At 69.9% G+C, this 20,623-nt stretch carries 16 protein-coding genes; 2 read left to right on the top strand and 14 right to left on the bottom strand.

The features are described 5' to 3' along the window. Nucleotides 1-55 precede the first annotated feature (55 nt). From CHF15_RS24795 to CHF15_RS24750, 10 genes are all read right to left on the bottom strand, one after another. A complete protein-coding gene (locus CHF15_RS24795; RefSeq protein ID WP_245939026.1) occupies nt 56-3,448 on the bottom strand; it encodes a S8 family peptidase in 3,393 nt (1,130 codons plus the stop codon). Nucleotides 3,449-3,971: 523 nt separating this feature from the next. Continuing rightward, nucleotides 3,972-4,514, bottom strand: a complete 543-nt coding sequence (locus CHF15_RS24790) for a hypothetical protein (protein WP_089226080.1) — start codon at nt 4,512-4,514, stop codon at nt 3,972-3,974. 105 nt (nt 4,515-4,619) lie between these two features. Then, complete coding sequence (locus CHF15_RS24785; RefSeq protein ID WP_089226079.1) at nt 4,620-5,123, bottom strand: winged helix-turn-helix transcriptional regulator; 504 nt, start codon at nt 5,121-5,123, stop codon at nt 4,620-4,622. 151 nt (nt 5,124-5,274) lie between these two features. Further along, nucleotides 5,275-6,684, bottom strand: a complete 1,410-nt coding sequence (locus CHF15_RS24780) for an amidase (protein ID WP_089226078.1) — start codon at nt 6,682-6,684, stop codon at nt 5,275-5,277. Between the two features lie 100 nt (nt 6,685-6,784). Continuing rightward, on the bottom strand, nt 6,785-7,372 hold the full coding sequence (locus CHF15_RS24775; RefSeq protein ID WP_089226077.1) for a TetR/AcrR family transcriptional regulator: 588 nt from the start codon (nt 7,370-7,372) through the stop codon (nt 6,785-6,787). A 114-nt stretch (nt 7,373-7,486) separates the two neighbouring features. Then, a complete protein-coding gene (locus tag CHF15_RS24770; RefSeq protein WP_089226076.1) occupies nt 7,487-8,278 on the bottom strand; it encodes a bestrophin-like domain in 792 nt (263 codons plus the stop codon). A 197-nt stretch (nt 8,279-8,475) separates the two neighbouring features. Next, nucleotides 8,476-11,160, bottom strand: a complete 2,685-nt coding sequence (locus CHF15_RS24765) for a LamG domain-containing protein (protein ID WP_089226075.1) — start codon at nt 11,158-11,160, stop codon at nt 8,476-8,478. Then, complete coding sequence (locus CHF15_RS24760; RefSeq protein WP_089226074.1) at nt 11,157-12,074, bottom strand: carbohydrate ABC transporter permease; 918 nt, start codon at nt 12,072-12,074, stop codon at nt 11,157-11,159. The genes CHF15_RS24765 and CHF15_RS24760 overlap by 4 nt, the downstream gene beginning before the upstream one ends. Beyond that, nucleotides 12,071-12,970 carry a carbohydrate ABC transporter permease gene (locus tag CHF15_RS24755; RefSeq protein WP_245939025.1) on the bottom strand — a complete coding sequence of 300 codons (900 nt, stop codon included), beginning with the start codon at nt 12,968-12,970 and terminating at the stop codon, nt 12,071-12,073. Before CHF15_RS24755 ends, CHF15_RS24760 begins: the two co-directional genes overlap by 4 nt. Before the next feature lie 39 nt (nt 12,971-13,009). After that, on the bottom strand, nt 13,010-14,293 hold the full coding sequence (locus CHF15_RS24750) for an ABC transporter substrate-binding protein (RefSeq protein WP_089226073.1): 1,284 nt from the start codon (nt 14,291-14,293) through the stop codon (nt 13,010-13,012). 292 nt (nt 14,294-14,585) lie between these two features. Between CHF15_RS24750 and CHF15_RS24745 the strand changes: the two genes are divergently transcribed. Together CHF15_RS24745 and CHF15_RS24740 are read left to right on the top strand one after the other, a co-directional pair. Then, nucleotides 14,586-15,614 (top strand): LacI family DNA-binding transcriptional regulator, encoded by a 1,029-nt coding sequence (locus tag CHF15_RS24745; RefSeq protein ID WP_245939024.1) that lies wholly within the window; start codon nt 14,586-14,588, stop codon nt 15,612-15,614. A gap of 335 nt (nt 15,615-15,949) precedes the next feature. Then, nucleotides 15,950-16,411 carry a hydrolase CocE/NonD family protein gene (locus tag CHF15_RS24740; protein ID WP_220093325.1) on the top strand — a complete coding sequence of 154 codons (462 nt, stop codon included), beginning with the start codon at nt 15,950-15,952 and terminating at the stop codon, nt 16,409-16,411. Nucleotides 16,412-16,499: 88 nt separating this feature from the next. Here CHF15_RS24740 and CHF15_RS24735 read toward each other — a convergent pair whose 3' ends face one another. The 4 genes from CHF15_RS24735 to CHF15_RS24720 all read right to left on the bottom strand — a co-directional run bounded on the left by CHF15_RS24735 (nt 16,500) and on the right by CHF15_RS24720 (nt 20,441). Then, on the bottom strand, nt 16,500-16,718 hold the full coding sequence (locus tag CHF15_RS24735) for a PLD nuclease N-terminal domain-containing protein (RefSeq protein ID WP_179279948.1): 219 nt from the start codon (nt 16,716-16,718) through the stop codon (nt 16,500-16,502). A gap of 764 nt (nt 16,719-17,482) precedes the next feature. After that, entirely contained in the window at nt 17,483-18,553 is a 1,071-nt protein-coding gene (locus CHF15_RS24730; RefSeq protein WP_245939023.1) for an alpha/beta fold hydrolase, read from the bottom strand. Between the two features lie 481 nt (nt 18,554-19,034). Then, nucleotides 19,035-19,391: a hypothetical protein gene (locus CHF15_RS45045; protein ID WP_179279947.1), complete on the bottom strand. Its 357-nt coding sequence runs from the start codon at nt 19,389-19,391 to the stop codon at nt 19,035-19,037. A 564-nt stretch (nt 19,392-19,955) separates the two neighbouring features. Beyond that, nucleotides 19,956-20,441: a hypothetical protein gene (locus tag CHF15_RS24720; protein WP_089226069.1), complete on the bottom strand. Its 486-nt coding sequence runs from the start codon at nt 20,439-20,441 to the stop codon at nt 19,956-19,958. Nucleotides 20,442-20,623: the final 182 nt, after the last annotated feature.

The raw sequence follows: 20,623 nt of genomic DNA, 5'->3' as shown, positions 1-20,623 counted from the left end.
AGGCCGGAACCGCGGAGGGCGCGAGCCCTGGAGCGCGGTTCCGGCCCGGCGACGGCTACTTCGTCAGGTAGGCGTCGATGATCGTCTCGTCGACGGTGTTGCCCTGCTTGTCCACGGCCTGGGCCTTGAACGACACGCTGCCGCCGGCCTTGGGGTTGCTGACCTGGACCCGGCCGTCGCACACGCTGAGCTTGTGCCAGGTGGCTCCCTTGTCGTAGGAGGCCCACACGCTCAGGGACTTGAGGTTCCGGCCCGCGGCGGTGCCGTGGACAGTCACGGGGACCCACACCTTCGCCCCGGCCTTGCCCGTGTTGTCCAGGGACAGGGCGGGGGTGAAGCGCACGACGGAAGTCGGGAGCTTGGTGATCCCCGGGGCGTACTCGGAGGAGAACGTCCAGCTCGCGGTCATGTTCGTGGACACGTCGGCGACCGTGCCGCGCTTGACCGAGACGGTCAGCCGGTAGTCGGCCCGCTCGTTCTCCGCGATGTAGAAGACGTCCATCGGGTAGATGCTGGAGTTGACCAGCTCACCGTTGCGGTAGAGGGACGTCCGCGCGCTCTCGATCGGCGAGTTGTTCTCGCTGATGTTCCCCTGGCTGTCCGAGAAGAGCGGAAGCCGCCCGTCGATCGCCTCGTCGGCCCGGATCAGTCCGACGAGTCCGGCGCCCTCCGGGAGATCCGGTCCGAAGACTCCGACGTTGAACACGTGCTCGTAGGAGCGTCCGGGCTTGAACGTCCTCGGGAGGGCGTCATAGCTGGTCTCGTAGGCGTCGTTCGCGTCGACCTGCATGAAGCCCAGCTGCCACGAGGGGTTCCCCGACAGCAGGTGCAGCGTGCCGGTGTAGGGCAGGGCGTGCACGGTGCCGAGGCCGGCGCCGCCCTCGGTGCCCGGCGTGATGAAACCGAACTTGCCCTTCGCCGGTGCGCCGAGCTTCACCTGGACCTTGGCGAACTCCCGGGCCTTGGTGTGGTGGGTGAAGCCGGTGAGGTACCGGTCACCGGTCGGCTGGTACACCAGGTGGTACTCGTCGTGCCCGCCGACGCCGGTGGAGTAGGTGGTCATGAGCTGCTGGGTCAGCCGGTCGCCGTCGGCCGCCTTCGGGCCGAGGTGGGCGGTGCGGTACTGCGCGAGGGAGCTGGTGAAGACCCCGTAGCGGGTGCTGTATCCGTCGGCCAGCTCGATGCCCGCGCTGAAGAAGCCGAGGGCCGGCCGGGCGGAACGGTCGGGGACGGTGATGTCGAGCGGCTTGGCGGTGCGTGCGTCCACCGTCACCACGGTGTCCTTGGTGACGTCGAGGTCGGGCTGGTTGAACCAGTCACCGCCCTGGTTGTACGAACCCTCCGGGTCGACCCGGACCATGCTGTTGAGGAAGTACCGGCCCTTGGGGACACGCACCGAGTGCAGGTCGCCGCTCAGCACGAGGTTGGTGCCCTTGGAGAGCCCCGACAGGCCCTGCAGTTGGGCGTCCCAGGCGGGGGCGGGCGCGGGCTTGCCCTTGCGGTCGAGGGTGTTCACCGTGACGGTGTACATCTCCGACTCGCGGTCCACGGCCAGCGCGGTGCCGACGGTCTGCCCGTCGCCGGTGGCCGTGATCCGCCCGGTGAAGGCCCCGGTCGTGTCACCGCCGAGACGGGTGTCGGCGGTGACCTTCACGCTCGCCTCGCCGTGCGCCGGGACGGTGACCTGCTCGTCCGCGGTGAACATCCCGTCGGGCGCGGCGCTTCCGTCCGGCCCGGTGGCGTCCACGGCCAGCTTCAAGGTGACCGGGGAGTCGCCCGAGTTGCGGTACGTGAGGTCCCTGGTCAGCGGCTGGTCGTCGGTGTGCGGCCACTGCGCGACACCGAACGAGAGCGAGGTCTGGCCGGCGACGACGGTCTGCTTGATCGCCTTGCGCAGGTCGACCCGGCCCGAGCCCTGCTCGAAGGGCGTGTACCCGCCGGACGTCGTCGAGGAGACCAGCGCGTCCTTGATGTCGTCGCCGCTCCAGTCCGGGTGCTGCTGGACGAGGATGGCGGCGGCGCCGGCGACGTGCGGGGTGGCCATCGACGTGCCGTTGAGCGCGATGTAGCCGTCCGCGACGGCGGGGGCGACCGTGCTCAGGTAGCTGTCGTGCGCGGCCGCGGCGCCGATGGCCACACCGGGCGCCGTCAGATCCGGCTTGATGCCGCCGTCACCGACGCGCGGGCCGGTGCTGGAGAACGAGGCCAGCCTGTCCTGCTTGTCCACCGCACCGACCGTGAGCGCGGCGTCCGCGCTACCCGGCGAACCGACCGTTCCGGCTCCCTGCTCGCCGTTGTTGCCCGCCGCGATGACGAACAGCGCCCCGCTCTCCGCCGAGAGCCGGTTGACGGCAGCCTCCGCCGGATCGATCTCCGGGGAGTCGTAGGTGCCCAGGCTCAGGTTGACGACGTCCGCCTTCTCGGCGACGGCCCACTCCATGCCCGCGATGATCTGCGACATACTGCCGCTGCCGCTGTCCCCGAGGACCTTGCCGTTCAGCAGACGCGCCCCCGGCGCCACACCCTTGTACGTGCCACCGGACTTCGCTCCGGTACCGGCCGTGATCGACGCGACATGCGTGCCGTGACCGAACCGGTCCACGGCATCCGGCGAGTCCGAGAAATTCTGCTCCGCGACGACCTGCCCGGCCAGATCCGGGTGCGTGGTGTCCACACCCGTATCGAGAACGGCGACACGCGTACCGGTGCCGTCGAAACCGGCCGCCCACGCCTCCGGGCCGCCGATCTGCGGGACGCTCTTGTCCAGGCTCGCCTGCACCACGCTGTCCAGCCACACCGAGGCGATACCCGGGGCGACACTGCGCTTCATCGCGTCGCCGGACCCGTTGGTGACCGCGGACCACAATTCCGCGGTGCCGTTCGCAGGCGCGGCAACGGCGTCGGCGTTCACGCTCGGCAGCGTGCGCTCGACCCTGGCACCCCCGGCGGCGCGCACCGCCGACCTGGCCGCCGCACGGGCCGCGTCGTACATCACGATGAGCCGCAGATCATGGCGGTCCGCGTAGGCCGGCGCGCTCAGCGTGGTGATGTCGAACAGACGCCGGTCGACCCGGCCGCTCCGGACGAGGTCCCGGGCGTCGTCGGGCAGGGCGTAGGTGTGGCCGTCGCGGGTCTCCACCCGGATGGGTATGTCCTCCCGGCCCGCGGCCGGACGCACGGAGACGATCGTGCCCTTCGCGTCCACCGCGACCCGGTCACCGGTGACCAGCGGGATCCACCGCTGCGTGCCGCTACCGGCCGGAACTCCCTTGATCTCGGCGCCCGTTCCGAAGGTCGAAGCCGAAGCCGGGGCCGAGAGCTGTGTGGTCGAGGACGCTGTGCCGGTGGGGGTGGCGAGTGCCAGGGACGCCGACGGGGTAGCGGCGACCACCAGCATGCTGATTCCCAGGACCGTGCCGATCGCAGGTCTCTTGGATGTGAATTTCACGGTTTCCTCTCGCTCATTCACCCCGCGCCGACGCGTGGGTTTCACGGTGGACTTGGGGTGCGCCGCACAGCGAAGCACCAGTCCCGAGAGGGTGTCAACGGGTTGATCTTGGATTGCCGGAAGGTGACAGGGTCGCCAACCGGTGAATTATCTGCGGCATTAGCGAACTTTTCGACCCCAAACCGCTCGCTGTCCGGCAAGACAGGCACAGACCGCGTTTCACCTGCGGTGATGCCGTCGGATGGCGAGGGCCGGACCCTTCTGCGCCAGGGTCGCCAGCCCGCGTCCCGCCCTTGCGGGGAATCCGGCCGGAATTCGCGATTTCCCCTCAAACCCATTGGCTCCGGCCGGATTCGATGAGTTCATTCGACGATCCCATGCCCCAGGAGCGCCGTGTGCGAACAGCCTCGTCAGGGCAACTCCGGCCCGAACCTGACCAAGCCGAAACACGTGCCCGGTGCCACCCGAGTGGATACTCGGGTGGCACCGGGCACGCGAGGTCCTGCCGTGCGTCGTCCTGAGGTCAGGTCAGTTCATCGGGCACGGGGACGCCGAGGTGGGCGAGAAGCGCGCCGACCTTGCGGTCCAGCTCGCGGCCCACTTCCGTGATCTCCGGCCGGCCGAGCGCGCTCACCGTGTCGCTGGGCCGGTCGATCGCGAACACTGCCTCGCCCGACGGGGATTCGTGGATCGTGATGCGCAGGGGCGCGTACATCAGGGCCCCGGCATCGTGCCGGTACATGCGCTCGGCGATGGTGTGATTGCCCATCAGGTACTCGGTGCAGCGGGCCTGATCGCCGGCCACGCCGAACAGCGGCTGAGCGTCGAACTTCCAGTAGATCATGAACCCGAGGGGAGCGCCCTCGTCCGCGAGGCGGCGCACGGCGCTCCACGGCGCCCGCTCGGTGACCAGCTCGAAGGTGCGCCGGTAGTCGAGCGGAGGGACGGCCTGCTCGAAGCGGGCGACGAACTGCTTGTAGTTCGTTCCGACCGGGATCTCCAGTCGCGTGACGGAACGGGGGAGTGCGCGGATCGTGGGGTGCGTCGTCGTGGTGTTGTGGGCCATGACCTGCTCCCTTCTGGCTTGCCTTACGGCAGCCAGTCTAGGACGCACTACAGGCTTTCGCAACAAAAGCCAGCATTTCGGGCATCGGGGGGACTGCCTGCGGGATCACGGGGCTGCCGCGGCGCCCAGGACCTGGGCGAGGTCGCTCCGCCAGGGCCTGATCCAGGCGGTCTCGGAGCGCGGCACCCGCCTCCGGCAGCGCGGGCAGCGGCGGCCGGGTTCGAACGACTCCCCGCAGGTGCTGTGCACGAGACGCATCGGCCGTGTCGGTGACGCGGACTCGCTGTGGGCGTTCCCCCACACCATCATCGCGTGCAGGAGGGGGAGGAGGTCCTCACCCGCCTGCGTCAGCCGGTACTCGTCGCGGGTCCGGCCGCCGCCCTCGGGCCGGTAAGGGATGCGCGTGAGCAGCCCCGACTCGACGAGCTGCCGCAGACGGCCGGACAGGACGTTGTCCGCGATGTCCAGCTCGGCCTTGAACTCGTCGAACCGCGTCATTCCGACGGTGGCGTTGCGCATGATCAGCAACGCCCAACGGTCGCCGAGGATGTCGGCAGTACGTCCGATCGGACAAGGTCCATCGGCGGTTCCGCGGCGGGGTCCCGGCATGTCGCACCTCCAGACTTGCTTAACGCAAGCCTACGACTTCTGCCGCCGGGCGCGACGGCGTCCACGCCGGTCCCGCACGCCTCGGATGTCGGTGTGAGGGGTGCGGGACGGATGGGGCCCCGGTGGCTCGTCGGGATTCTTTCCCCGGTTCTCAGAGGGCGGGGTGCAGGTCGCGTACCGGGCTCAGCGTCTCCAGCAGCGAGGCGATGTGCAGGATCGTCGACTCCGAGTGCCAGTCGGCCGCCAGCTGCACGCCGATCGGCATCCCGTCGCTGCTCGTGCCGAACCGCATCGACAGGGCCGGCAGTCCCGTCAGATTGAAGGGGACGGTCGTCGACGACACGTGGAAGGCGTCCATCGTCCGGCCGTCGAGGGTGAACTGCCCGAGCTGGTGCTCGTGTGCGGGGATCGTCGTCACCGGGAGCAGCAGGACGTCGTACCGCTGGAAGTACGCCGCGAATCCGTCCCGGAGCCGCTCGATGCCCTGTTCGGCGCGGACGTAGTCCTCCACGGACGTGTCGGGCATGCCGGCCAACGTCTTGGAGTAGGTGAACATCTGGTCCTCGTGACCCGCGGTGACCTGCCGGAAGGCCGGCTTCACCTCCATGACGTTCATCTTGGTCCAGAGTTCCAGGGGGTTGTCCCGCTCGAGAGCGGGGATCTCCACCGCGTCGACCTGGGCCCCCGCCGTCCGCAGGGCGTCGGCGGCGGCCCGTACGGTCGCCGCGACTTCCCCGTCGGTCGGACCGAGTCCCGAGTCGACCAGCCAGCCCACACGCACGGGCCGGTCCGGCGAGGCGCCCAGGCCGGCGTCGAACCCGCGCGGGGCGGTGGCGTAGCCGTCGGCGCCGTCAGGCCCGGCCAGCAGCGCATACGCGAGTGCGAGGTCGCGGACGCTGCGGGCCATGGGGCCGACGTGCCAGTTGCGGCGGGGCTCCCGCGGCCAGATCCCCGTCATCGGGATCCGCCCGTGCGTCGGCTTGAGCGCCGTGACACCGGTGTCGGCCGCCGGTCCGCGCACCGAGATGGACAGGTCGGTCGCGAGTCCGAGCGGCGACATCCCCGCCGCGATCGCCGCGGACTCCCCACCGCTCGAACCGCCGGGCGAGCGGTCGAGGTCCCAGGGGTTGTTCGTCCTGCCCGTCAGGAGGTTGTCGGACTCGACCCAGTACGAGAACTCCGGAAGATTCGTCTTCGCCAGGAGGATCGCTCCGGCCCGCTTCATGCGCGCCACCGCGGTGGCATCCGTGTCCGGGACGCGCCCCGCGAAGATCGGCGAACCGCGCTGGGTGAGCACTCCGGCGGTGTCGAACGAGTCCTTGGCGGTGAAGGGCACACCGTGGAGCGGCCCCGTTTCGCCGCCCGCCGCGAGCTCCTCGTCCGCCGCCCTCGCGGCCTCCAGCGCACCGTCGGCGAGCGTGACGATGGCGTTGAGCCTCGGATTGGTGGCCTCGATACGGTCGAGGTGTGCCTGAACCACCTCGACGGAGGAGACCTTCCCGGCGCGGATCAGCTCGGCGAGTTCGGTCGCGTCGGAGTGGATGAGATCGGTGTTGGTCATGATGAGTCCTGTCCTGGACCGGTCTACATCAGATCATTAGACCGGTCTACTCTTGGTTGCCCTGCCCGGACCCGTTCGAGCCGCAGGCAGTGGTGGCTCGTCAGGCGTGCAGCACCTGACGGGTGACCGTCATCGCGCGGTCGAGCTGGCCGGGGCTGCCATGAATTTTCGCGATCATGCTCGCCCCGATCCATAGGTTGTAGAGGGAGTCGGCGGTCGCGTGGGGGTCGCCGTCGATGGTCACGGACCCGTCGGCGACACCGCGGACGATCATCCGCTCGATCCGGTCGACTATCTCAGTGGTTCCGGCCTTCGTCACGATGCGCATGGCCTCCGACAGGTCGGATATCTCCGCACCCAGCTTGACGACCAGGCATCCGCCCTGGCAGTCGTCCGCGGCCTGCGTGTCGTAGAAGTACTGCCAGTACCGCATCAGGTGCTCCGCGGCACTCGCTCCTGTGTCGGCGACGATGCCGTCCATGGTGGCGAAGTAGTCGTCGAAGTAGCTCTTCATCATCGCCTCGCCGAAGGCGTCCTTGGAGCCGAAGTGGTGGTAGAACGACCCCTTCGGGACACCGGCCGCGGCGAGCACCTCGTTGATGCCGACCGCGGCGTACCCCTTGGCGACGACGATCCGCCGTGCGGCGTCCAGGATGCTTCGGCGCGTTTCCATCTTGGCGACTGCCATATCTCGACCGTACACCCGATTAGACCGGTCGTCTAAAAAATCTTGAAACACGCCCGGCGGCCCCCGGAAGCCAGTGGCGATGAGCCGGTCGACCTCTCACCGGGCCTCGCCGCGTCACCTGCTCCAGTACTTCATCAGCTGGCCTTCCATGAACGGATGTGGGCTCACGCTCACCTCGCCGGCGAAGGGGTGCTCCAGGACGAGGACGAGGGTGAGGCTCAGTCCCACCAGCAACGCGATCGACCCGACGAAAAGCAGCTGCACCTTGAGGTTCTCCACCCCGTAAAGCAAGGTGATCAGCATCACGACCAGTGCGCCCCCGTAGGTGAGGATCTCCAGCAGAATCGGCAATTGTTGCGTCGCGGCCAGGATGCGGGTTCTGCGCTGAGCGGTCACATCGTTCAGCCGCTCCACGGATTCGCTGTAGAAGGCCTGTTCGGACGCGGTTTTCGGGTCGTATTCCTGAAGGACTCCATACAACGCCTCGAGCTTGCCCGATGTCGCACCGAGGCTGTTCTCGCCGACGCGCATCAGCGGCCATGCGTCCTCCACGACGGCATGGACGTACTCCCCGATCGCGCGGTCCAATTTCTGCCGCACATCGTCCGGGAACGAATGCGCGTTGCGGGAGATGACGGCGAGATCCGTGGCTTCCGAAGTCACCACCGCCTGAACCTGCTCCAGTTCGGTCCACAGGGTCACGATGACGAAGGCGAGGACGATTCCGTAGATGGCCCCGAACAGTTCGAGTACCGTGCGGGACACGTCATTGGTCACGCCATTGATCAGATCAGGGAAAACGCGGCGCGTCACCAGGCAGGCGGCGAGCGATACAACAACAACACCTCCCACGATGAGGATCGCGAGGCTGGCCGTGTCCAGGTTGTTGAGCAGCCAAAGTCCCACGCTCGCGACCGTACCATGTGCGACCCCTGCGACCGCCTATTGCCGATTCCAATGAAGGCCCATATCTCGGCAACCCAATTCCGCCCCTTGCGCTATTTCCAACCCGGCTCGCGGGCCGTGCAGTTGGAATGACAGACGGGCGAAATCCCCGGGTGCGCGTCGGCCCGCAGCGGCGCGAAGGCGCTTGCCGTGGGCGATCACGCGCCGGGACCCGTCAGATCGCGGCCCGCGACGCGGACCCCCGTGAGCCGACCGAACCCGTTCTCCACAGGCGCACCGCCCGGCCGCAGCACGTCCGCGGCGACGCCGAACAGGCCCGCGAGGACGGCCTCCGTGACCGCGACCGCGGCCACGCTCTCGCGGTTGGAGACACCCCGTTCGGCCACCCGGTAGGTACCGTCCGCGGTCACCTCCATGGCCTGGCCCCACAGAGCGCCGGACGTCGTGCGGTGCGCCCGGCGCAGGATGCCCGCGGCCAGGTCCGGACGGCCCAGGCGGCACAGCCCGTACGCGGTCGCCCCCGGCCAGGCCGCGAAGGCGCCGGCCGCGCCGTGGTCGGGGCGGTCGGAGAACGGGGCGACGGGGTCGCGCGGATCCAGGGCGCGCATCCAGTCGCCGTCGAGCAGTCTCCGGGCGACGAAGCCGACCATCTCCTCGCGGTGCGCCGGGGTGAGGTCCTCGGTCATGTCGGCGGCGACCAGGACGAAGTCCAGGCAGTGCCCGATGACGTCCGTCCCCTGGGGGTGGCTGATGCGCCATCGCCCGTCACCCGCGTACTGGCCCAGCACCGCACGGGCCAGTTCCGCGCCCTCCGCCTCGGCCTCCGCTGCCGCGGCGTCCTCGCCCAGCGACCGCAGCAGCGTGCCGAGCGAGCGCAGCATGCCGGCGTACCCGGCGTTGAAGGAGGTGACGGCGTCCCGGTAGTTCGGTACGCACTCCAGCAGCTCCCAGGCGTCGGAGCCCAGGTCGGCAAGGACACCGTCGGCGTAGCGTGCGCGCCTCTCGCGCGGCCGGAACGCCATGGCGCGCAGGTGCTCCAGCACGCTGCGGTCCCCGGCGTGCTCGGACAGGAGGCCGGTGTCCCCGGTGACGGTGACGTACGAGGCGACCGTCCGGAAGAGGGCGTGGTCGTTGGCCGCGTAGTGGTTCCCCACCGGGAGCAGGTTGTAGGTGTCGAAGGAGTGGCAGTGGTCGTAGGGCTGCGCGAGGGCGGCCAGCAGCCAGGCGCGCAGGCCGCGGGGCTCGAGCATCGCGGCGGTGCGGGCGAACTCGGACTGGTCCCAGAAGAACGTCGTGGTGGGTCCCAGGCGCGGCCCCCCGGTGAGGAAGACCGGGCCGGTGCGCGACACACGGGTGTTGCGCATGTACACCGCGAGGAGCGCGCCCAGGTAGTAGGTGCGCGCGAGGTCCGCGTCGTCGGTGTGCAGCGTGGGCAGGTGGCCGGAGAACTCCGGGTTGCCGGGGGTGAAGGCGTGCCGCCAGGTGGCCCGCCACCGCTCGGCGACCCGAGTGAACCCGTCCCCGAAGCCGCCCGCCACCGCGAGGGCGGCGCTGCGGGTCTCCTCCCGCGACGAACCGATGTCGAGGACGAATTCGAGGACCCGTGTCTGTCCGGGTTCGAGGCGGACGTCCCAGCGGGCCAGGCCCCGGGCGCCGCTCGCGGTCAGGGCGTCGGGCGGCTCGGCGAAGGCGTACGCGGACCGCGCCGGGCTGCGGGAGTCGGCGACGCACAGGGCGCCGTCCTCCACGCGGGCCGTCCACCGCTGGTCCTCCCACCAGGGCCGGGTACGGGCGCGCTCCGTGCCGTCGACGTCCAGGCGGGCGCCGGCGTCACCGAGCCGGAGCTCGATACGGTGCCACCGCCCGGTGCTCAACGGCGAGGTGGTGACGACCTGTTCACCGCCGATGCGCAGGAAGAGGCGGCCGCGGTCGAGCCCGATCGTCGCGGAGTCTGGATGGTTGCCGTGCGTGATCACGACGCCGTGGGCGGCGCCCTGGTCGACGCGCAGCCGCAGGGCCAGGACGTCCCCGGCGCCGAGGGCGGCGGTACCGACGCGCAGGTCGGTGCCGGGGCGTACGGTCCAGGCGCCGCCCTCGCCGCCGACCGCGGTGACCGTGCCGTCCGGCCGCCGCACCTCCAGGCCGTCCACCAGGCACGGGGCGCCGGGCTCGCGCACGCGGCCGGCGTCCGGGGTGGAGTGGTCGGGCAGCTCGGACTCCAGGAGCATGGGCGCCGCGTCCTCGTCCCGCTGGATGCCGGGCACGCGCGGTGAGCCGAGGCGCAGCCACCGCTCGCCGTGGGGCAGGGTCTGCACCTGCCGTGGCCGGTCGGCCAGGACCTCGCTCCGCAGGCGCTCGGTGGCGTGGAAGTCGTGGTGGTGGCCGTGGTTCCACGGGGTGCCGTACAGCCAGCCCCAGTCCGTCTCGTGGTGCGCGAACATCGCCAGGAGTTCCTGCTCGAGGCGGGCGCGCACGGGATCGGCGGAGGTGTTGCGCAGCGTGATCCGCCACAGCAGCCGGCTGCGCTCGTAGCCCATCCGTACCTCGGTGTGCACCGCCAAAGTGCCGAGGGCGGCGGCGCGTTCGACGCCCCACGGGGACCAGCGCAGCCGTTCGGCGGCGAGCGGTGTGCCGTCGATACGCAGCACACCCGTGTGGTAGCCGCCGCTGTAGGGCGGGAAGGCCAGCCAGGACAGTGAAGTCAGGTCCGCGTTCACGTGTCCCTGCCCCCACTGGTTGCGGAGGCTGGGCAGATGGGCGAGGCGGGCGGCGGGCATCCAGTCGCCCGCCAGGTCGTCCAGGGCCGGTATGCCCGCGGCGGCTTCGCCGGGGCCGGGACCCGCGTGCGGGGTGGGCGCCGCCGTCCGCGGAGTCGCGCTCACTTGGTCGATCCCGCGGTGAGCCCGGCCGCGAACTGCTTCTGCATCAGCAGGTATCCGGCCACCGGGATGATCCCGGCCAGGAACATGATGCCAAACAGCTGTCCGTAATCCATCTGGTACTGCCCCACGGAGAGATAGAGACCGGTGGTGATGGTCTGGCCCTGCAGCGGGCCCAGGATGAACTGCGGGTTGAGGAAGTCGTTCCAGATCCACAGCGACAGGAAGATGGCCACGGTCGCGGTGGCCGGCCGCACCAGCGGCATGATGATCGTCCACCAGATCCGCAGTCCTCCGGCGCCGTCCAGCCGCGCGGCCTCCACGACCTCGTCCGGCACCGCCCGCATGAAGCCGACGTAGACGAAGACCGCGAAGGAGAAGTACCCGCCGCCGAGGTTGGACAGGATGAGCCCGGGATACGAGTGGTCCAGGCCGAGGAAGGTCAGGATCCGGATGGTCGGCAGCAGCACGACCTGCGGCGGGATCATCAGCCCGGCCGCGAGGACCGCGAGGATCACCGCCCGCGGACGGGTGCGCCGGCGCGAGATCCAGAAGCTGAACGCCGAGCCCAGCGGGATCAGCAGCAGCACCGAACAGACCACGACGATCAGCGAGTTGCGCAACCCGAGCTGGATGAGCTGGTCCGGCCGGCCGAGCGCGGTGGCGAGGTTGCCGAGCGTGGGGTGGACCGGGGGCGCCGCGGGGTTGGCGACGATGGCGTCCTCGGTCTTGAAGGCGTTGACGATGGTCAGGTAGATGGGACTGACGAAGAGCAGCACCACGACCACCGCGGCGGTCAGCCGGACCGGGGAACGCAGTGCGCGGTACCGCCCGGATCGGCCGGGGGCGGTAGCCGGGCGACCCGGCCTCGACGGGCGGCGCGTCGCGGTGCGGGCGGGGGCGTGCTGGACGGTCACAGGTCGACCTCTCGGCGGCGCAGGACGCTCGTGACGGACAGGGCGATGACCGCGGACAGCGCCAGCAGGAACATGGCGACGGCCGAGGCGTAGCCGAACCGGTTCGTGGTGAACGCCGTCTTCACGATGTACTGCGCGGTGGACTGGGTGGCGTTGGCGGGTCCGCCGGAGGTGAGGACCTGGATGATGTCGTAGAGCTTGAGCACGGTGATCAGCGAGATGGTCACGCTGATCGTCGTCGCCGGGGCCACCATCCGCAGCGTGATCATCCGGAACCGCTGCGACGCGCCGGCACCGTCGATCGACCCCGCGTCGTACAGCTCCTGCGGGATGTTCTGCAGGGCCGCGAGGTAGACCACGGTGGTGAAGCCGGAGAGCACCCAGGCGACCACCACGCCCACCGACAGCTGGGCCAGATGCGGGTTGCCGAGCCAGTCGACCGGCTGGTCCGTCACATGGAGCCTCGTCAGCGTCTCGTTGAGCAGGCCGTTCTGGGTGAAGATCGCCTTCCAGACGAAGCCGACGATCACCCCGGAGACCACCTGCGGCAGGAACGCGACGGTGCGCAGCACCCGGTAGGTGAGCCGGGTCCGGTTGAGCAGCATGGCGAGCAGCAGGCCGGCGACGTTGGCCACGCCCGTCACTCCGACGGCCAGCGCAAGGGTGAACAGGACGCTGGCACGCAGCTGCGGGTCGTGCAGCATCTCCGTGTAGTTGTCGGTCCCGATCCACGTGCTGCCCGACTTCAGCGGGTTCTCGTCGGTGAAGCTGCTGCGCAGGCTCATGAGGACCGGGACGATGATGAACACCGTGTACAGCAGCAGGCCGAACGCGGCGATCAGCCGGAGCCCGAGGTCCCGCGAGGCGTCGCGGAACCACGTCGACAGCGGTTTCACCCGCCTCCTCCTTTCATGGGTGGCCGATGGCCTGGCCGCTCACTTCGTCGCGGAGTCCCAGGCCTGGTCGAGCTTGGCCATCTCGCCCTTGACATCGTCGGTGTTGAACAGCGCCTGGGCGGCGGCGTAGAACTCGTTGTTCAGCGAGCCCGGCAGCGCGTCGTCGTTGGTGGCCCAGCCGATCGAGCTGACCTTGGTGTTGTCCTTGGTCACGAAGGCGTACGAGTCGGTGAAGGCGGGGCTGACGTTGACGCCGTAGTCGTCGAGGGTCTTGTCCTTGAGCATGGGGAAGGCGCCGTCGCCCTCGATGAGGGCCTTGAGGTTGCCCGCGTCGAGCGACCACGCCTTGGCGAAGGCCATGGCGCCCTTCTGGTCCTTGGCCTTGGTGCTGATCGCCATCGAGCCGCCCACCGCGAAGGGCACGACGGTCGACCCGTCATCGGTCGGCCAGGGGAAGACGCCGATGGTGTCCCACTGGTCCTTGGGGATCGAGCCGAGGTACCAGCTGCCCATGGGGTACATGGCGGCCTTGCCGGCGTTGAAGTCCTTGATGGAGTCGGCGTAGCTGACGTTGAGCGCGCCCTTCTCGAAGTATCCCTTCTCGACCAGCGTGCGCATCTTGGTCGCGGCGGCCACCACGTCGGCGTCGGTGAACTTCACCTTGCCCTCGTGGCGTTGCTGGATCCACTGCGGGTTCTTGCCGAGCACGTCGGCGCTGAGCGCACCGGTCAGCGGCATCCCTGCGGCGAACGGGTCGTTGCCGCCCAGCTCGATGGGGGTGACGCCGGATGCCTTCAGCTTCTCCGACACCGCGAGGAACTGCTTCCAGGTGGCCGGCGGGGTCACTCGGGCCTTCTCGAAGAGCTCCTTGTTGTAGAAGACCAGCGGGATGATCTGCGAGTTGGTCGGCGGGATGTAGACCTTGCCCTTGATCGCGTTGCCCTGCGGCAGCAGGAAGTTCTGGTCGATCCAGGACTGCTCGTACGGCGTGAGCAGGCCGGCCTCGGTGTACTGCGCGGGGGTGATGGACTGCAGCAGGTCCGGGAACTGGCCAGAGGCCTGCAGCTGCTTGGCGTAGGAGTCGCGGTCGGTGCTGGGCGCGACCACCTGCTTGACGCTCACACCCGGTGCGGCCTTCTGCGCCCTGGCGATCGAGTCCTTCCAGAACGCGGGTGTCAGGGTCGGGGTGTTGAACGTCAGATACGTCAGGGAGCCGCCGCCGGCCCCGCCGGAGGCGGTGGAGGAGCAGGCGGCGAGCAGGGAGAGTCCAGCGGCTGCGAGGAGAGCGGTGCTGCGCCTGCCGACGGCCGTTCTTCTGGGCATGGCGGGTCCCTTTCCGGGTGTGTAGTTGTCCGGAGACGGCTACCCGGACCCCCGGGAGGCCGGACGTACCGCCCGGTGACGCCCCGCGGCACCTGGCGAACGACCGTGTCCCGACAGTGGGATAACGTTGTCTCGCCCAGTACAGTAGGGTTCTCCGACAGCAAGTCAAGTCCTCCGAGGATCACGGGCCGGTTCCGGAACGCACCCGCCGGCCGGCGCCGCCCGGACGGGGCAACTCCTGTGCGCCCCCGAGGACTCAGCGGTCACAGGGAACCGAGAGAGGGGAAGCCACGTGCCCGGTCCTGACGCCGTCGGCAAGAGCGGTCCGCACCACCCCCGCCGCCCCACGATGGTGGACGTGGCCCGCGAGGCCGGCGTGGCACTGCGTACGGTGTCGCGCGTGGTCAACGGCGACACCACCGTCGGCGAGGACTTCGCCGAGCGGGTCCGGTCGGCAGTCGACCGGCTCGGTTACCAACCCGACGAGCGGGCACGGCAGTTGCGCAGCGGCCGCACCGGCGCGATAGGCGCGGCGGTCCGTCACATCGCCGACGCGCACCCGGTGCTGCGGGCGATCGACGAGACCGCCAGGGCGGTCGGCCTCACCGTGGTGGCGATGTCGACCGAGGACGACGAGGAACGCGAGCGGGACGCGGTGATGTCCATGTGCCGGCGCCGCATGGACGGCATCATCATCGAGCCGATCGCCCAGGACCACCACTACCTGCAGCCCGAGATCGACGCGGGCCTGCCCGTGGTCGCCTTCGACCGTCCGGCCGCGGGCCTGGACGTGGACACCGTGCTCTCCGACAACCGCGGCGGCATAGCCCAGGCGTTCGCGCACCTCACGGCCCAGGGCCACCGCCGGATCGGCTACATCGGCGACGACGAGCGGATCCACACCGGACGCGAGCGCGCGACCGCGTTCCGGGACGCGCTGTCCGGGATCGGCGGGACCCTCGACGGCATGGTGCATCCCGGCCCCGTCGAACCGGCCCGCGTGGCCGCCGCACTGGCCGCCCTGCGCGACCGGCCCGACCCCGCCACGGCCCTGGTCACCGGCAACTTCAACACCACCGTCGCGGTCATCCGCGCGCTCGGCGCCGACTTCGGCGGCATCGCCCTGGTCGGCTTCGACGACTTCGGCCTCGCCGACCTGCTGCGCCCCGGTGTCACCGTCGTCGCCCAGGGCGACGAGGAGATCGGCCGGACCGCGATCGAGCTCCTCAGCGCACGGCGCGCGAACCGGGCGCGGCCGACCCGTACGGTCATCGTCTCCACGCGGCTGATCCCGCGGGGATCGGGCGAGTCGGCTCCCTGAAACGGGGCGTGCGCCCCTCGCGAGCGCGACCGCGCGCCTCGATGAACGACCGAAACGTCGGCGGATAACGTTCTCCTCGGCGCACCGCCTTCTGAGGGCGCCCGCGGTCGCCCGCCACCGGAAAGGCTCTGCCCCACCCGTGGATACCACCACCGACCGCGACGTCGCGGCCGTCATGTGCGACGGCACCGTGCTGCGCGCCGACGTCCGCCGCCCGGCCACGGGCGCGGGGCCGCGGCCGGTCCGGCTGGCACGCACCCCCTACGGCAAGGACGACGCCCTCCGGCGCACTGTCGACCGAGCCGCCCGGCACGGACGAGTCGCCGGCCTGCTTCGTGCACGACCCCGGGGACCCCGTGCCGGTGCGCGGCGGTGCGGTCCTGCTGACCGACGCGTACCCCGCGGGCCCCTTCGACCAGCGCGACATCGAGGCCCGGCACGACGTGCTGACCTGGACCGGTCGCGCGCTGACCGCCTCCCTGGAGGTCGCCGGCCGGATGACCGCGGTCCTCACCACCACGAGCGACGGCCCGGCCGGCTCTGCGACGTCCACCCGGACGGCACGTCGATCAATCTCGCCGACGGCGTCGCCCGCACCGACGGCTCCGCCGACACGGATCCCCAGGAGGTCCGTATCGACCTGTGGTGCGGCCCACGTGTTCCGCCCGGGCCGTCGGATCCGCCTCCAGGTGACCGCCTACGCCCATCCGCGTTGGGAAGCCCCCGACTCCCCGGGCACCTGCCGGATCCATCATGCGGCAGCCCGCCCCTCACGACTGCTGCCTGTGGCGGAGTGAGCCGTCCCGATCAGAGCACCGGAACGGGGTCGGCGCCCTGACAGGGCTTCTTCGCCGTGGGCGCGTATGCAAGATCCATTCTGGTGACTCAGTCCGTGGACGACCGGCCCTCGGCAGGCAGGGACCGCTTGCCCAGGTTCCGCCAGACGATGGCGCCCAGAATCGGCATCAAGGCCATGACGACGAGCCAGCCCATCTTGGGCAGCATCCGAATGCGCGCTTCCGGGGTCCTGATGCAGTCGACCACCGCATAGACGTACAGTGCCGCGATCGTCAGGTAGATCGCGCACTCCAGCACTGGCGTCATGGGGTTACCCCGTGTGCCGTGGCAGTGGTGACCGGACCGGGTCCGGCGATGAACCCTCCGCCATGCCTCGCGGTCGTGTTCACGAGGATTCATCCCCTCTTGTGCTCGTCACGGGTGGATCGGTGCGCTGACCGGCAACTTCGTTGTCCAGTCGGGCGGCGCGATCCGCGCATCCGCTCTGCTGCCACTCCGTCAAGTGGACGAGACAGCCCCCGCCGACGTGACAGGCGTGGTGGAACGCGGTGACGAAGGCGGGCTTGCGAGCCCTCGAATGCCCCTCGGGGCCGGGGCGTCGGGACGCCGGGGAGCCGTGTTCCGGCCCCGCGCGGCAGACGCCGACCGGCCGGGTCGTGCCACCGGCATGCCACCCCGCGTCGATGTCGTGCATCCGCGACATGCGGATACCGGTGACCTGTGCCAGGACGCCGTTGATTCTGTCGTCCAGCCGCTGAACTGACCCTGAATGAAAGGTCTCTGACTGATGTCATGGTTCCGTCTCTCGACGGCGGCATCGACCGTACTGGTGGTGACGGTCGGCGGTGTCGCGTCCGCCTCCACCGGTAGGGGGTCGGAAGGAAAGGCGCGATGCGTCGAGCGCGGAAGGCGGATTCCGCCACGGTACGACTGCTCACCGGTGACCTGGTGACCGTGACATCGCTGCCCGGCAGCGGCGCACGCTGACCGGGCCCTTGACGACCACTGCCTCCTGAAGCAACGGCGGGTGCCGGGGCATCCGAACCCCGGCACCCTCATCGTTGCGGCGCCTACCGGCGGTTCCCCGCCCCGGCGGCCGCGCGGTAAGGGGCCAGGAAAGTGGTGAGCGCCGCCAGCAGTTCCTGAGGGGCCTCCTCGGCAACCCAGTGGCCGCTGCCCGGGATGACCAGGGACCGCACGTCGTCGGCCGCGAGCTTCATGGTGGTCGCCACTCCCTCTCCGACGCTTTGCGCACCACCGACGGCGAGGACGGGGATGGTCAGGTGCCGCCTCACGCGGTCGGCGTTCTGCGCGAACGTGGTGTCGAGGTCGCGGTACCAGCCGAAGCTGCCGCCCAGCGCGTGGCGGTGGGCGGTGAGGGACTCGATGTAGTAGCGGATGGCGTGGTCGGGCAGCTTTCGCGCGGCCTTGGTGTCGAGCTGCCAGCCGAAGTAGACGTCCTCCCGGCCCGCCACCAGGAGCTCGTTGACGTCGTCGAGCCGGTTGAAGGGGAAGTGCCAGAGCATGTTGTTGGCCTTCGCGGGGCCGAGCAGCGGCGGGGAGGGCGTCACACCGGGAATGACGGCTTCCGCGACGGCCAGACGCTCGACGCGGTGAGGGTGGTCCGCCGCGAGCGCGTAGCCGATCGGCATGCCGGTGTCATGACCGACGACCGCGAAGCGTTCGTGGCCGAGGGTGTCCATCAGCGCGGCCAGATCGTTCGCGAGGGTGCCGGTGTCGTAACCGTCGCGGGGCTTGTCGGTCAGCCCGATGCCGCGCTGGTCCACGGCGATGACCGTGTGGTTCCGCGCCAGCACCGGCATGACCATGCGCCAGGCGTACCAGTTCTGCGGCCAGCCGTGGATCAGGAGCAGGGGCGGCCCGTCGCCGCCGACGACGGCGTGCTGACGTATGCCACCGGCCTGGACGATCCGGCTGGTGAACGTCCGCCGAAACCCATCCGGGAGCCCGGGAACACCGGACACGGAACCGAAGCCCCTCGGGGTCCGCCGCGGAGCGGCCGCGGCGGGCAGAGCGGAGACACCGGTGAGTGCCAGACCGGCGGTGACGGCTGCCGCGCCGCCGACGAAAGCTCGCCGGGAGACCTGGCGTGGCGGCTGGTCCGAGTGCGGTGACGGCATGCCGGGACCATCCTGGCCGGGCGGTTCGATCGGGGAAGGGTTCACACTCGGTTCCTTTTGCGATGGCGATCAAGGGGCGCCGGCGGGGCGGGGCGCCCGGCGACGGGGTGCGGCGGCGGCCGGTGCCCGATGGCGTGGCGTTGCGCCCGTACGAGCCGCCGTGCGTCCCTGCGTGCGGCAGGCGGGCACACACGAGGAACGAATGAGAGCATATGCTCCTATTTCTCGAAGGGCAATGCGGTGTGATCCGGGTCATTCCGGAGGGCTGGGAATGAACCGCGCAGGCGGCGGTGGCAGAAACCGGGATGAATTCATGGCCCGGTGATGCCTGGGGTCGCCCGTGACCGTTGACCTCGGCCGGGCCTGACCGCGACCGACCCGTGAGGATCGGCCGCGGTCAGGCTTTCGTCGATTGATCCCTTCGCGTGTGACCGGGCCCTGACTCGGCAGGGTTGTCCAGGACCGTGGTCGGCTTCGGGAGCTACTGACGGACGTTGATGGCCTGGATCGCCGCGGATTGGGCGACGGCCAGCGGGGAGGCGACGTTGGCCGCGAGCGATTCGTTGCGGGCCTTCACGTGCGCAGACTTGAGCGACTTGTTGCTGAACCTGAAGTAGCTGAAGTCCCCGCCCCGGCCGCCGTGTCCTCCGCGGCCGTAACCTCCACCGCCGTACCCTCCGTGGCCGTAGCCTCCCCGGCCATAGCCCCCACCGCCGTACCCTCCGTGGCCGTAGCCTCCCCGGCCGTGGTCTCCGCGGTCATGGCCCCGGCTGCCGCGGCCGTCGTCCCAGCCGTACCCCGAACAGTCCGCGGGGGCGGCCAGCGCCGCACCTGCCATGGGAACCCCCATGGCTGATACTGCCAATGCCACCGTAGCCGCGGCTCGAGCAAGACCTTTCACTGCATTCCTCCCTTGGTGATGGGAATTTCCTGACGCGAACCGAAGCTAGCCGATAGCCACGCGGAAGTCATTCACGCTTTGCCGCGAAGGTCCGCCGAACAGGGCATCACCGAGAAATCCGCTACGGAGCCCAGGAAGCGTCAACCTGGGTGTCCTCCCAGCTCAGGACGGATCCCGTCCCGCCGTCCGAGATTTTCAGGAGAGTGTGTCGGTACACCTTGGAGTGAATCCGGAACGGACTCTCAACGTCGAACGAGCATTGCGGTGCAGGATAAGATTAATTTACTTCGAGCGAGCCGAAATTGGCAAAGAGTCTGCCATTTGGGATTCCCTTGGCGGGGCATTTGGATTGGCAATAACGGCCTGAGCGGCGAGAATCAAGAAATTGGGTAACTCGAAATATGGGGCGGTGGCGCATCCAAATGCTCCCGCCTTGGGGAGCGCCGACGGTGCCCCCCACCGGCTGCCGCAGGCGGCTCAGCCGCTCAGCCGCTCAGCCGCTCAGCCGCTCTGTGCCGCCTGGACGGCGTGGCGCAGCGCGTCCTTGAACGAGACGCCGGCAGGGTCACCGCCGAGCGCGACGTGCATCGACTCGGCCTCGGACCGGTTCGACCAGCGGGTGAACACCGACACCCCGGTGTCGACGGCCAGTCGCGGATCGACCTCGGTGACGGTCATGTCGGCGAGCCGCCCGGAATGTGCTGTGGTCTTCCCCGTGCGCATGTCGGTGACCGAGACCAAGAGGTGCCGCGGCAGCAACACGGCAGCCGTCAGCGTTTCGGGCTGCGGGGCGCCCCCGAGCAAGCGCGCGAAGACGCCAGGGCGGCGTCGGGGCACACTGCGGGTCTCCACACAGGCGACCGCGGCCGACGCGGCATCACCGAGCAACTCGGTCTCGGCCACGGCCAGAAGCGCCGTACGCAACCGGGCATCCAGATCCTCGACTGTGCAACCGCGGCTCGTGCGGTCGAACAACTGCTCAGGCATGGGCGAATCGTAGCGGGGCCAGCGGCGCCGGTTCAGCCTGCCGGTCCGGTTGCCCGGCGCGTCGGGACGCCCACCCCGCCGTGGCCGCGAGGCACCGCCACAAGGGGCGGGCGTCGCACCGTCGACGGCGGCATGTCCGGCGGACCTCATCGGGCGGACGTTTTGCGCTGAGTGTTGACCGG

The sequence above is a fragment of the Actinacidiphila glaucinigra genome (assembly GCF_900188405.1).
GTDB classification, from domain to species: domain Bacteria; phylum Actinomycetota; class Actinomycetes; order Streptomycetales; family Streptomycetaceae; genus Actinacidiphila; species Actinacidiphila glaucinigra.
Note: the sequence above shows the minus strand (reverse complement) of the source record. Positions and strands in the feature narration are given on the sequence as shown.

What these genes read in the sequence shown, in the direction of transcription:
- CHF15_RS24790 (WP_089226080.1), bottom strand. Translation starts at nt 4,514, where the DNA reads ATGGCCCACAACACCACGACGACGCACCCCACGATCCGCGCACTCCCC.
- CHF15_RS24785 (WP_089226079.1), bottom strand. Translation starts at nt 5,123, where the DNA reads ATGCCGGGACCCCGCCGCGGAACCGCCGATGGACCTTGTCCGATCGGA.
- CHF15_RS24780 (WP_089226078.1), bottom strand. Translation starts at nt 6,684, where the DNA reads ATGACCAACACCGATCTCATCCACTCCGACGCGACCGAACTCGCCGAG.
- CHF15_RS24775 (WP_089226077.1), bottom strand. Translation starts at nt 7,372, where the DNA reads ATGGCAGTCGCCAAGATGGAAACGCGCCGAAGCATCCTGGACGCCGCA.
- CHF15_RS24750 (WP_089226073.1), bottom strand. Translation starts at nt 14,293, where the DNA reads ATGCCCAGAAGAACGGCCGTCGGCAGGCGCAGCACCGCTCTCCTCGCA.
- CHF15_RS24735 (WP_179279948.1), bottom strand. Translation starts at nt 16,718, where the DNA reads ATGACGCCAGTGCTGGAGTGCGCGATCTACCTGACGATCGCGGCACTG.
- CHF15_RS24730 (WP_245939023.1), bottom strand. Translation starts at nt 18,553, where the DNA reads ATGCCGTCACCGCACTCGGACCAGCCGCCACGCCAGGTCTCCCGGCGA.
- CHF15_RS45045 (WP_179279947.1), bottom strand. Translation starts at nt 19,391, where the DNA reads ATGGCAGGTGCGGCGCTGGCCGCCCCCGCGGACTGTTCGGGGTACGGC.
- CHF15_RS24720 (WP_089226069.1), bottom strand. Translation starts at nt 20,441, where the DNA reads ATGCCTGAGCAGTTGTTCGACCGCACGAGCCGCGGTTGCACAGTCGAG.